The 12,322-nt window shown below is 39.4% G+C and carries 10 protein-coding genes and 1 tRNA gene; 2 read left to right on the top strand and 9 right to left on the bottom strand.

Features of this window, described 5'->3' with window-relative positions; translation table 11 throughout:
• Positions 1 to 102 precede the first annotated feature (102 nt).
• Complete coding sequence (gene pyrE, locus NYR60_RS01790) at positions 103 to 744, bottom strand: orotate phosphoribosyltransferase (RefSeq protein ID WP_279467437.1); 642 nt, start codon at positions 742 to 744, stop codon at positions 103 to 105.
• Positions 745 to 828: 84 nt separating this feature from the next.
• Entirely contained in the window at positions 829 to 1,671 is an 843-nt protein-coding gene (locus NYR60_RS01785) for a 23S rRNA (adenine(2030)-N(6))-methyltransferase RlmJ (RefSeq protein ID WP_279467436.1), read from the bottom strand.
• A 118-nt stretch (positions 1,672 to 1,789) separates the two neighbouring features.
• On the opposite strand from NYR60_RS01785, the gene ampD reads away from it, so the two are divergent.
• Positions 1,790 to 2,338: a 1,6-anhydro-N-acetylmuramyl-L-alanine amidase AmpD gene (gene ampD / locus NYR60_RS01780; RefSeq protein WP_279467435.1), complete on the top strand. Its 549-nt coding sequence runs from the start codon at positions 1,790 to 1,792 to the stop codon at positions 2,336 to 2,338.
• Between the two features lie 504 nt (positions 2,339 to 2,842).
• Here ampD and rluA read toward each other — a convergent pair.
• The 3 genes from rluA to NYR60_RS01765 form a co-directional block, all read right to left on the bottom strand.
• The gene (gene rluA, locus NYR60_RS01775; protein WP_279467434.1) at positions 2,843 to 3,511 is read right to left on the bottom strand and encodes a bifunctional tRNA pseudouridine(32) synthase/23S rRNA pseudouridine(746) synthase RluA; all 669 of its coding nucleotides are present in this window, start codon (positions 3,509 to 3,511) and stop codon (positions 2,843 to 2,845) included.
• A gap of 115 nt (positions 3,512 to 3,626) precedes the next feature.
• Positions 3,627 to 6,536 carry an RNA polymerase-associated protein RapA gene (gene rapA / locus NYR60_RS01770; RefSeq protein ID WP_279467433.1) on the bottom strand — a complete coding sequence of 970 codons (2,910 nt, stop codon included), beginning with the start codon at positions 6,534 to 6,536 and terminating at the stop codon, positions 3,627 to 3,629.
• A 172-nt stretch (positions 6,537 to 6,708) separates the two neighbouring features.
• On the bottom strand, positions 6,709 to 8,034 hold the full coding sequence (locus NYR60_RS01765) for an anti-phage deoxyguanosine triphosphatase (protein WP_279467431.1): 1,326 nt from the start codon (positions 8,032 to 8,034) through the stop codon (positions 6,709 to 6,711).
• 57 nt (positions 8,035 to 8,091) lie between these two features.
• On the opposite strand from NYR60_RS01765, the gene rlmD reads away from it, so the two are divergent.
• Positions 8,092 to 9,420: a 23S rRNA (uracil(1939)-C(5))-methyltransferase RlmD gene (gene rlmD / locus NYR60_RS01760; protein ID WP_279467430.1), complete on the top strand. Its 1,329-nt coding sequence runs from the start codon at positions 8,092 to 8,094 to the stop codon at positions 9,418 to 9,420.
• Positions 9,421 to 9,646: 226 nt separating this feature from the next.
• On the opposite strand, the gene NYR60_RS01755 is transcribed toward rlmD, so the two are convergent.
• The 4 genes from NYR60_RS01755 to NYR60_RS01740 form a co-directional block, all read right to left on the bottom strand.
• Positions 9,647 to 9,722: transfer RNA gene (locus tag NYR60_RS01755), tRNA-Asn, on the bottom strand.
• A 93-nt stretch (positions 9,723 to 9,815) separates the two neighbouring features.
• Positions 9,816 to 10,562, bottom strand: coding sequence for a molybdopterin-synthase adenylyltransferase MoeB (gene moeB, locus NYR60_RS01750; RefSeq protein ID WP_279467428.1), 747 nt, complete (start codon positions 10,560 to 10,562; stop codon positions 9,816 to 9,818).
• Between the two features lie 9 nt (positions 10,563 to 10,571).
• Complete coding sequence (moeA, locus tag NYR60_RS01745) at positions 10,572 to 11,813, bottom strand: molybdopterin molybdotransferase MoeA (protein WP_279467427.1); 1,242 nt, start codon at positions 11,811 to 11,813, stop codon at positions 10,572 to 10,574.
• A gap of 182 nt (positions 11,814 to 11,995) precedes the next feature.
• Positions 11,996 to 12,238, bottom strand: a complete 243-nt coding sequence (locus tag NYR60_RS01740) for a hypothetical protein (protein WP_279467425.1) — start codon at positions 12,236 to 12,238, stop codon at positions 11,996 to 11,998.
• Positions 12,239 to 12,322 lie beyond the last annotated feature (84 nt).

Below are 12,322 nucleotides of genomic sequence, written 5' to 3'. Positions count from 1 at the left end.
ACTGAGATTAATTTAAGGGAAATTTTAATTTAGAACAAGCCCAGTCCAGGCTTTTTTCGGATGAAAATTATCTACATTTATGATGAATAAAATTCATAATAATTACACGCCGTATTGTTCACGGTATGCTTTCATTGCTGTTAAATACGGTGCATATTGTTCGGATTTTTCAATAAATTGTAATAAGTCATCAAAATCAACAATTGAGAAAACTTGACAGCAGTAATCACGTTCAACTTCTTGAATCGCAGAAAGTTCACCTTTGCCTTTTTCTTTACGGTTTAACGCAATCAATACACCGGCTAATTCCGCTTGGTTTGCATTAATAATTTCCATTGACTCACGAATTGCTGTGCCGGCAGTAATCACATCATCAACCAATAAGATTCTGCCTTTTAACGGTGAACCGATAAGATTACCGCCCTCTCCGTGATCTTTCGCTTCTTTACGGTTAAAACAGCAAGGTTTGTCCACATCAAATTGGTTTACTAACGCAACGGCAACCGTAGTCGCGATCGGGATACCTTTATAAGCCGGCCCGAAAAGAACATCAAAATTTAGACCACTTGCTTGGATCGCTTGTGCATAAAACTCACCGAGTTTGGCAAGATCTCTACCAGTGTTAAATAAGCCTGCATTAAAAAAATACGGGCTTTTTCTACCCGATTTTAGGGTAAATTCACCAAATTTTAAAACATTACGGCTTAATGCAAATTCAATAAAATCGTGTTTATATTGTTCCATGTTGTTTCCTTATATAAAAAACCACAGATAACACGGCTTTTCACGGAAACTTCCGTTTATTTGTGTTATCTGTGGCTACTCAAATTATTCCGGTGTGATCCAACTCACTGTCCACGAAGCAGTCCCTTCAGGAACTAAAACTTCTGCAAGATACGGCAGCACTTTTTTCATCTGACTTTCTAATTGCCAAGGCGGGTTAATCACTATCATACCGCTTGCGGTCATACCTCGTTGGTCTGAATCCGGTCGTACCGCCAATTCAATTTGTAAAATCTTACGGATTCCTGAATCAACTAAACCACGCACAATACGTTTCGTATGCTGACGTAACACGACTGGATACCAAATCGCATAAATGCCTGTCGCAAAACGTTTATAACCTTCTTCAATCGCTTTCACCACCAACTCATAATCTTCTTTTAATTCATACGGCGGATCGATTAACACAAACCCACGACGCTCTTTCGGCGGTAATGCGGATTTTAATTGCTGAAAACCGTTTTCACGTTTAGTCACCACATTCGCTTTCTTGGCAAATTCTTGGCGTAATAATGGAAAATCATTCGGATGTAGCTCGGTTAAAATTGCACGATCTTGTGGGCGTAACTGATTAACCGCCAACAAAGGAGAACCTGCGTAATAACGTAACTTATCGCCTTTATTAATTTTTTTCAGTTCATTAATGTATAGCGCTACTTCTTCCGGTAAATCCGTACGTTCCCATAAACGAGCGACACCTTCCAAATATTCACTAGTTTTCTCTGATTCCGCACTCAATAAGCTATAACGACCAACACCGGAATGGGTATCAAGATAAAGAAAGCCCTTATCTTTCTGTTTTAATGATTGTAAAATCAAAAGCTGAACAATATGTTTCACAACATCGGCGTGGTTGCCTGCATGGAAGCTATGGCGATAACTAAGCATAATTTTCTCTTTTTTCAATAAGTTAATTCGTTGATTTTAACACGGAATAGTACAGAAAACACAGAGAAATCACACAAGCTGTCACTCACTTATTCAAGTAATAATAGAAAGGATATATATGGATCTTACGATTAAAAACGGCAAACTTATACATCAAAAACAAGTTCCCTCTCCTCATTTCAATATTCGCCCGATACCTAATGATATCTCACTATTAGTGATTCACTATATCAGCTTGCCACCGGAACAATTCGGTGGGAATTTTATCGACGATTTTTTTCAAGGAAAGTTAGATCCAACCATTCATCCTTATTTTGAAGAAATCAAAGATTTACGTGTTTCAGCACATTGCTTAATCAATCGAGAGGGCAAAATTACCCAATACGTAAACTTCAACGATATGGCATGGCATGCAGGATTATCCGAATTTAACGGACGAGATAAATGTAATGAATATTCGATAGGGATTGAATTGGAAGGCAGTAATAATCAACCGTTTACCGAGGCACAATATCAATCATTAGCACAATTAACTAAAGCATTAATGGGAAAATATCCTGACATTACTTTACAACGAATAGCTGGACATTGTGATATTGCACCAGCACGTAAAATCGATCCCGGTCAATATTTCGACTGGACTTACTACAAAAAACTTATTTCTTAAAATATATTAATAAATATTCAACTTTATTTAAACTCTATCAACTAAAGTTATAATTAAACATAAAAAAAATGGGCTAGATAAATTAGCTAGCCCAAATATAATATAATGAATAAAATTTTCTTAGTTATTTGACGATCTTTATCTCACAACAGATATAACATTGCCGAATTAACTATGACTAAGTCTAATCTAATTTTAAATAATCACAAGGTATTTTTTTATAAAATAACAGTTATCTTTCATAAGATTATTTTATATCAAAGTTTAAATAGGAATATATTCTAATATATATTTTTTATGATATTAAATCGCATCTATTTTAAACAATTTTAGAATATAAAAAAGGCTAGGTATTAAACCTAGCCAATATTAGGAATGAATAAAATTTTCTAAGTCATTTGGATGATGACTTGCTCTATAACAAAGTTATTCGTTATAAAACGCAAACATTGTAAATAAAAATTCAATATATGTAAAGTGGTTTTATAAAATAATTTAAATTCATCAAAATTCAGCTTGTGCAGTAAAGGTCATTTCATTGCCTGTAACAGGGTGTGTAATGGTTAAGCTTTCTGCATGTAGACATAAACGAGGCGATAAACTTTTGGCTAACGGATTAGCATAAAATTTATCACCGAGAATCGGATGTCCTAGCGCAAGCGAATGCACTCTTAGCTGATGTGAACGACCGGTAATCGGGGTAAGCTTCACTCGAGTGGTATTATTTGGTAAATGAGCCAATACTTCGTAATGCGTAATCGCCTTTTTGCCTCGTTCATAACAAATTTTCTGACGAGGGCGATTTTCCCAGTCACAAATCAGTGGAAAATTCATTTCGCCGGTATCACCGACCTTTTCACCTAATTTTCCCCAAAGCAAAGCAATATAATGCTTTTTCGGCTCTCGTTCACGAAATTGACGCTTTAACTCTTTTTCCGCCGCTTTACTGAGTGCGAATAACAGAATACCGCTAGTCGCCATATCCAAGCGGTGTGCAGGTTCGGTAAAGCCGTATTTCTGCTGTACACGAGTCATTGCACTATCATAATATTCCGGACGATTGCCCGGTACGGAAAGCAAACCACTCGGTTTATTAATCACTAAAATATGATTATCACGATAAACTTCCGTTAAAAACGGTTCAAGTGGGGGATGATATTCAATTAATGCCATTTTTCTTACCATAAAAAACACGGAATGGACGAATACAAGAAACAAGCGGTGAATTTTGAGCTTTTTCTGCAAATTCCCGCTTGTCGTGGTTTCGGTCTATTCCGTGATAAATACCCTATTCTTTATTACTTACAATGACACGTAAGCTATCTAAACGCCAATTTGCTAATGCAATTTGATTCAGCGATTCAACGCGTTGCTTTTCCAGAGCATCAATTTCATCAGCACGAATATTTTTATTCACCGCTTGTAACGAGGTCAAACGCTGTAATTCCGCACTTAAGGTACTATCTGCATCTTGGCTAGCTTTTTCGATTAATTCCGGTAATTTGGCTGCGATTTTTTGCTCGCTGATACTAATTAATTTTTTAATATCCGCTTGTGCCATTTTCGCAATTTTATTTGCCATTTGTTTATTCACTGGTTTTAACTGCTTCTCAAGCCCTGCAAACGACACTTGAGCCGCTATATCGTTACCTTTATTATCTAATAGGATACGTACCGGTGTCGGCGGTAAGAAACGGGTCAGATTCAAACCTTTCGGTGCTTGTGTCTCGACCATATAAATCGCTTCAAGCAATAAAGTACCTGCCGGTAAGTGTTTATTAATCAGTAACGAAATTGCCGATTTACCGATGTCGCCGGAAGTAATCAAATCAATACCGTTGCGAATCATTGGGTGATCCCAAGTTAAAAACTCGACATCTTCTCGCATTAAGGCAAGCTGACGATCAAAGGTCACTGTCGTACCGTCTTCTGCAATTCCCGGGAAGTCAGGTACAAGCATATGACCGGTCGGGCTAATTACGATAGACTGCTCACCTAAATCTTCCTGTTCTAAGCCGATAACATCAAATAAACTCAAAGCAAAATTGACTAAATGCGGGCTATTATCTTCTTTCGCAATCGCTTCAGCAAGTTCCTGTGCAGCTTCGCCGCCATTTGAATTTAGCTCAAGCAAACGATCTCGTCCTTGCTCTAATTCCGCTTTCAACTGTTGTTGGCGCTTAAAGGTTTTTGCAAGAAATTCGTCAAATCCGACCGCTTGCGGGTTCTTCAGGAAGATTTCCAACTCTTCGCCGAATTCACGGAATAACGCAGCGCCCATCGGACAGGTTTCTTCAAACGCATTTAAACCTTGATGATACCAAGTCGCTAATATCATCTGCATTGAATTTTCAAAACACGGTACATGAATCTGAATGTCATTTTTCTGACCAATACGATCTAAACGTCCGATACTTTGTTCTAATAAGTCCGGATTATCCGGTAAATTGAACAGAACTAAATTACTCGCAAATTGGAAGTTACGCCCTTCCGATCCGATACTTGAACTAATCAATACCTGTGCGCCCTCTTCCATTTGGGCAAAGTAAGCGGAAGCTCTGTCACGTTCTACAATCGACATTTTTTCGTGGAACACTGCCGAACGAATCGCTTCACGTTCACGTAAAATTTGTTCTAACGCAATCGCTGTATCCGCTTGCTTACAAATAACTAAGATTTTCTCATCACGGTGATTTTTTAAGAAGGTAATCAACCATTCGATACGAGGATCAAAATCCGCCCATTTTACCGCCGGATTCATACGTTGGAATAAACGTTCCGGATAAAGCTGATCATCTTTGGTTACACCGCCCATCATCCCCATCACTTTTAACGCATTGGTATATTGACTCGGCATTTCCAAGGTAATTTGATGATACATACGGTGTGGAAAACCTTTCACACCCTGACGTGTATTACGGAATAACACACGGCTGGTGCCATGGCGATCAATCAGCTCATGAATTAATTCTTGACGCACTTGTAAGCGGTCATTTTCTTTCGATTTTTCGCTATTAATCACCTTAAACATCGGTTCGGTATCTTTCTCGCTCAGTAATTCGGCAATACTATTTTGTTCGTCATGACTTAACGGTTTATCATTCAATAAAGTCGCTACTGCATCCGCTACCGGTTTGTAATCTTTTTGTTCGGCAACGAAACTGTGGTAATCATAGAAACGATCTGAATCCAATAATGCTAAACGGGCAAAATGGCTTTCTTGCCCTAATTGCTCAGGCGTTGCTGTTAATAGCAATACAGCCGGTGTCTGTTTTGATAACTGCTCAACAAATTGATAGCCAACACTCGGTTCGTTGTCCGACCATGCTAAGTGATGTGCTTCATCCACGATCAGCATATCCCAATTACTTGCCAAGACTTGTTTCGCACGGTTCGGCGAAGTTTCTAACCAGTCGATTGAAGCGATCACTAACGCTTCGCTATCAAACGGATTTTCGCTGACATCATTACCGTCTTCATCCGCTTTATCAAAATCGCCACAACGTTCTTCATCAAATAATGAGAATTTCAAGTTGAAACGGCGTAACATTTCAACTAACCATTGATGCTGCAAACTTTCCGGCACAAGCACTAATACACGCTCAACTCTACCTGAGAAAAGCTGTTGCTGTAAAATCATACCGGCTTCAATGGTTTTACCTAAACCAACTTCATCCGCTAATAACACACGAGGTGCAACACGCTGTCCGACTTCTTTAGCGATATGTAATTGGTGCGGAATTAAGCTCGCACGAATACCTCGCATACCACGTAACGGCGATTGGAATTGGGCTTGTTGGTGCTGTAATGCTCGATAACGTAAGGCAAAACGATCAGAACGATCAATTTGTGCTGAAAATAAACGGTCTTGCGGCTTGCTGAAGCTCACTTTATGGTCTAACTGCATTTCAGGTAATACAGTTTCTTCACCGGAATCCGTTCGTTTACCTAAATAGATTATAAACCCTTGGTTCTCAACAACCTCTTCGACATCTAACTGCCAACCTTCCACACTATTAATGCGATCGCCTTTTTGAAATTGCACACGTGTTAAAGGTGCAACCGAAAGTGCATAAATACGCTCTTCCTCTGCCGCCAGGAATTGAATGGTAACGGTACGATTATCACTTGCCGTTACAATCCCTAAACCTAAATTATTTTCTGATTCGCTGATCCAGCGTTGCCCTATTACGAACATTTTTTAATCATTTCTCCTACTTATAAATTAACGTCTATTCTAGCAAATTTCAGACTTTAAGCGGTCGGATTATTCGGAAAATTTGCAAATTTTCTATGAAAAAAACCGCTTTATAAATAAAGCGGCTAATGAATAAACAATCTAAATTTTATCTGATAAAACAGGCGAGCGATTATAAACTTTGATAAAGTTTAAACGCTTGTCCATCTGACATACTGGCTAGATAATCGCAAATTACCCGAGGGCGTTTTGCCTGTTCCGCTTGTTGCCAACGTAACGCAATATTTTGTGGCAATAAACGCTCCGGATCAGTGCTTAACATATCGAACAATGCCATTAAAATACGCTGACCTTTGTATTCTACCCTTTGGGTTTTTACATCACAAATCACATATTGATACACAAAGCGTTTTAAAATTTCCAGCACACATTTCACATCATCCGGTAAATACGCATTAAAACGTAATAACGGCTCATCAAAACCCGGTTGCTCACGCCATTGGACATTGGTCACAAAATAATTGACTAACGCCCCGATTACATCTTTACGTTCATAACGATGTTGTGCAAATAATTTCTGGCTAAGGGTCGGTAAAATCGTTTGAATCCAACTAGAAGAACATTGTGCTAATTGTTGCTCTGCCTGTTGCCATGATTGTGGCGTGACCATACCACCAGCAATCGCATCTTCCAAATCGTGTACGCCGTAGGCAATATCATCGGCAAGTTCCATAATGCTGCAATCCAACGATTTATATTGCGTTTTATGCGGTTCAAGCGGATCTTTACTGAAACTTATCGTACGTAGTAACTTACGATCTTGATCGCTTAACGGCGCTAATACCCAATCGAAAAAGGTTAGATCATCGCTAAATATGCCCTTACAGGTTTTAAATTGGTGCAAATTAATATAGGGCGACTCGGCAAATTGCGGACGTGTTTGCGGTTCGGTTTCTTCAAGCAGTGCCGGATATTTAATGATGCCTAACAAGGTTCTGCGTGTGAGATTCATACCGTGTTGCGGTGTATAAGGTTCAAGTTGGGTAACGATCCTAAATGACTGGGCGTTACCTTCAAAACCGCCATACGCACGCATTTTATAATTGAGTGCCATCTCGCCGCCGTGTCCGAATGGAGGGTGTCCGATGTCGTGAGCAAAACAAAGTGATTCAATCAAACTACGAGACGGTAATAGAGCGGTCAGATTTTCGGCTAAATTTGCAAATTTGGGCTCAGAAACAACCGCTTGAAAAGCTTGTTTCTCTCGCAATAATTTCGCACGAATACTACTACCAATCTGTGCCACTTCAAGTGAATGGGTCAAGCGAGTACGGTAAAAATCATCTTCACCGACTGCGTGAATCTGCGTTTTAGCTTGCAGGCAACGAAAGGCTTCGGAATGTAAAATTCTCGCACGATCTCGCTGAAATGGTGAACGGTGGTCTTGCTCCCGTTTTTTATCCGCCAAAAAACGTTCGGCCCAAACATTAGAAATCATCTTCCCCCCTTTTTCATATATAATAACTGACTTTACGAATTTGATTTTACACTAAAAATGGCTCTGTTCTACTCTGAAAAAGCTGCAAAGCAACAAACAAAAAAATCGGCAAAAACGACCGCTTGTCCACCGGTTACTATTCAATCTTTGGACTACCAAGGCTTAGGTGTGGCGAAAATTGACGGAAAAACGTGGTTTATCGAAAATGCCTTACCTAACGAACAAGTTGAAATCCGTGTATTGGAAGAAAAACGCCAATACGGACGGGCAAAAGCGGTTAAAATTTTAAAACCATCCGCCGAACGCCAACAGCCGAGCTGCACACTCTACGGCAAATGCGGCGGCTGCCAAATGCAACATATTCCGCTAGATTTACAGCGTGAAACCAAACAGCAGGCACTTTTTCAACGCTTACAGAAACTGCAATCACAGCCGATTGATTTTCAGCCAATGATTGTCGGCAATGATAAAAGCTATCGCCGCCGAGCCAAATTGAGTATTGCGTTACAAAATAATCAGTTAGCAATTGGTTTTAGAATGCAAAATTCAAACCAAATCATACCGCTTGAACATTGTGAAGTGTTGGTAGAACTACTTTCTCAGCTTATCAAGCCGTTGCAAAGCCTATTTAACACGTGGCAGAACAAAAAGACGCTTGGACATATTGAACTGGTTCAAGCGGATAATACTATTGCGATGTTGGTGCGTAACGTAGGACAACTCCATCCGCAAGATAGCCAAAATTTGCAACAGTTTGCTGAACAATATTCACTTTCATTGTTTGTGATGACCGCTGAAAACGACATCGTTCAATTAAGTGGCGAAGCGCCCTACTACCAAATTCACGGCGTTAAACTGGGCTTTTCGATTCGTGATTTCATTCAAGTGAATGGCAAATTAAATGAAAAAATGGTGGATAAAGCACTGGAATGGCTCAATCTTTCCGCACAAGATCGCGTATTGGATTTATTCTGCGGTATGGGCAATTTTACCTTACCCATCGCTAAACAAGCCGGCTTTGTTGTGGGTGTAGAAGGCGTTCAGCCGATGGTTGCACAAGCCAAGCAGAATCAAGCTACAAGCGGTCTAAAAAACCTAGCATTTTACCAAACCAACCTAGATGAGCCTTTTGCCGATAAACCGTGGGCAAGTGAGCCATTCAACAAAGTATTATTAGATCCGGCACGTAACGGTGCATTTTTCTGTTTGGATCACTTAGCTACATTGAATCCCGAAACGATCGTTTATGTTTCCTGCAACCCTGCCACATTAGTCCGAGATGCGGAGAAACTGATTCAAGCCGGCTATAAACTACAAAAAGCGGCCATGATCGATATGTTCCCACATACCGGACATTTGGAATCGATTTCATTATTTACAAAATAATTAATTCTTCGCCACAGGATAACTTAAACAAAAATTAATTGGTAAGCGTTCTGTGGTGGAAAAATTTGAAAATATTGGAAAGATTTTGAAAGGATATAGAAAAAAAGAAACCCCGTAGAAAACCTACGGGGCAAATTCTTTTGTTCTAATTCTGGAGGTATGAATCACTGTTTTATAAAAGGAGACAAATAAAACAAGAACAAAAGCAAAACTAAAGGAAATTAGTTGGCTCCTCCTGCGGGACTCGAACCTGCGACATATGGATTAACAGTCCACCGTTCTACCGACTGAACTAAGGAGGAACAAAACGAGAGCCATGGTATCGCTAAACCGTTTTAGCGTCAAACACTATAACCTAACTTGTCAATTCTTTGCACATCTTGAATGTTAGCAATTTATTGACAACAAATTTCACAATCTTTAAGTTTTGGCAAGGTCATTTCTCTTACTGAAAAATGTAATCCGTCAACCATCAATAATTTTCCGGATAAACTTTTACCGATATTCAGCAATAATTTAATTGCTTCCAACGCTTGTAAGCTCCCCACCACACCAACGATTGGTGCAATCACACCAGCTTCCACACAACTTAAAGTGCCGTCACCGAATAATTGACTCAAACAGTTATAACAAGGCTCATTTTCCGCATAGGTAAAGACTGAAATTTGTCCTTCAAAACGAATCGCTGAACCGGAAACAAGCGGTCGTTTTTGCACAAAACATTGCAAATTCAGCTGATTTCTCACCGCAACATTATCGGTACAGTCCACCACTAAATCCACTCGCTCAATCAGCTCGGCAAATTCGGCATCACTACATTGTTTATTAATCGCTTCAAGCTGAATATGCGGATTGATTAGGCTTAAACGTGCTTTTGCTGATTCCACTTTCGGTTGACCGATATTCACATCCGTATGCAAAATTTGGCGTTGTAAATTGGATAATGATACTTCATCAAAATCCACCAAAATCAAATGCCCAACACCAGCGGAAGCGAGATATTGTGCTGCACTACACCCCAAACCACCTAAACCAACAATTAATACGCTACTTGCTTTTAACTTTTCTTGTCCGTCAAAATCAACACTTTTTAAAATAATTTGACGGTTATAGCGTAACATTTCCTGATCGCTAAGTTCCATATTCACTCACTATCTCAATAAACTGTTAAACGGCTGAATCGTCACTTTTTCACCGGTATTTACATTGCCTCGTTCCGCTTCTAATACAATAAAACAGTTGCTTTCATAAAAAGCACTAAAAATATGCGAACCTTGCGAACCGACCGGACGTACCGCCACTTCTCCCTGTTGATTAACATAATAGAAGCCACGTTGGAAATCTTGTCGTCCCACCGTTTTTTTCAAATTTGTATCGGCAATAGCGGTTAAATTTTGAGTAAGATTTGCAATACGCTCCACATTCACACCAGCTAATTTAGCTAACGCCGGTTGCACTAATTGGTAAAAAGTGACTAAAGCCGAAACCGGATTACCCGGTAAACCGAAGAACCAAGCGTGTTGCAATTTACCGAAAGCAAACGGTTTACCCGGTTTCATCGCAATTTTCCAAAAACCAATTTCACCCAGTTTTTCTAACACGTCTTTGGTAAAATCCGCTTCGCCGACCGACACGCCGCCGCTGGTAATTAATACATCTGCTTGCTGTTGTGCTTGATTAAATGTTTGTTCAAATACTGCCGGATCATCCGGTAAAATACCAAAATCTAAAATCTCACAATTGAGTTTTTCTAACATTAAACGCACCGCAAAACGGTTGGTATCATAAATTTTGCCTTGCTCAAGCGGCTGACCAACCGAAGTTAGTTCATCGCCGGTGGAAAGAATTGCAACTTTTAAACGGCTAAATACCGGCACTTGTGCAATACCTAACGAAGCTAATAACGGCAAAGTGGTCACATTTAATAAACTGCCTTTCGCTAACACCAATGCGCCTTGTTTTACGTCTTCACCAATTCGGCGAATGTTTTGCCCGAGCTTCGGCGTTTTGCAAAATTTCACTAAAATTTGACCGCTTGTAAGTGTTTCTACTTCCGTATCTTCTTGCATCACCACTACATCGCAGTCCGCCGGTACCATTGCACCGGTCATAATGCGAACACATTCGCCAGCTTTTACTTCGCCGTTAAACAGATTACCGGCAAAAGATTTACCGGCTACGGTTAAACGTTCAAATTGAGCAAGATCCGCTAAACGACACGCATAGCCGTCCATTGCTGAATTATCAAAGCTCGGTACGTTAATCGGGGAAAATATGTCTTCTGCTAAAATACGGTTAGCACATTGATTAAGCGGTAAATTTTCGATTTTAGTGGGGGAAGGTAAGCGCTCCAACATATTGGCTAACGCTTCGGATAAAGGGAGTAATGCCATAACTCTTTTTTAATACCTTAAAATGTAATGTATAAAACGATAAAGGGCGTAAATACGCCCTTTATTTGATTAATGCTGATTAGATTGTTGCTTTTCAATTTTCTCTACTGTTTTTTTCAATTTATAACCAAAAGCAATCAGAGCAAATGCCATTAAATATAAAAAAATAATCATTTCTACATTCATACATTTTCCTCCTTAAAGATTAGTTCACTCATTTTCTCTCGAGTATATTTTGCAATGATTAGACTACAATAAGCAATCAAAATCAAGCCTCCAATACCAAAAGCCTTAAAGATCAAACTTTCTTTGCCGAAGAATACCACCGGCAAAGCAATAATTGAAACTTTAGCAAAGTCCTCCAACATTTTCGCCCAAGCTTCTACCGTTTCTTTTTTAGTTGGAAAACAAAATAAATTCCACATAATTTCTCCTTTTTTCATCGTGATAAATGTAAAAAGAAGATGAATAAAACACCAGTGTTTGAGTGCTATTTTGCGATCAAAATC

Source organism: Actinobacillus genomosp. 2 (assembly GCF_029773605.1).
Classification (GTDB): domain Bacteria; phylum Pseudomonadota; class Gammaproteobacteria; order Enterobacterales; family Pasteurellaceae; genus Actinobacillus.
The sequence above is the reverse complement of the archived record's forward strand: the minus strand, read 5'-3'. Positions and strand labels throughout refer to the sequence as shown.

Coding starts and splice junctions, on each gene's coding strand:
- pyrE (WP_279467437.1), bottom strand. CDS start 744: ATGGAACAATATAAACACGATTTTATTGAATTTGCATTAAGCCGTAAT.
- NYR60_RS01785 (WP_279467436.1), bottom strand. CDS start 1,671: ATGCTTAGTTATCGCCATAGCTTCCATGCAGGCAACCACGCCGATGTT.
- ampD (WP_279467435.1), top strand. CDS start 1,790: ATGGATCTTACGATTAAAAACGGCAAACTTATACATCAAAAACAAGTT.
- rluA (WP_279467434.1), bottom strand. CDS start 3,511: ATGGCATTAATTGAATATCATCCCCCACTTGAACCGTTTTTAACGGAA.
- rapA (WP_279467433.1), bottom strand. CDS start 6,536: ATGTTCGTAATAGGGCAACGCTGGATCAGCGAATCAGAAAATAATTTA.
- NYR60_RS01765 (WP_279467431.1), bottom strand. CDS start 8,034: ATGATTTCTAATGTTTGGGCCGAACGTTTTTTGGCGGATAAAAAACGG.
- rlmD (WP_279467430.1), top strand. CDS start 8,092: ATGGCTCTGTTCTACTCTGAAAAAGCTGCAAAGCAACAAACAAAAAAA.
- moeB (WP_279467428.1), bottom strand. CDS start 10,562: ATGGAACTTAGCGATCAGGAAATGTTACGCTATAACCGTCAAATTATT.
- moeA (WP_279467427.1), bottom strand. CDS start 11,813: ATGGCATTACTCCCTTTATCCGAAGCGTTAGCCAATATGTTGGAGCGC.
- NYR60_RS01740 (WP_279467425.1), bottom strand. CDS start 12,238: ATGTGGAATTTATTTTGTTTTCCAACTAAAAAAGAAACGGTAGAAGCT.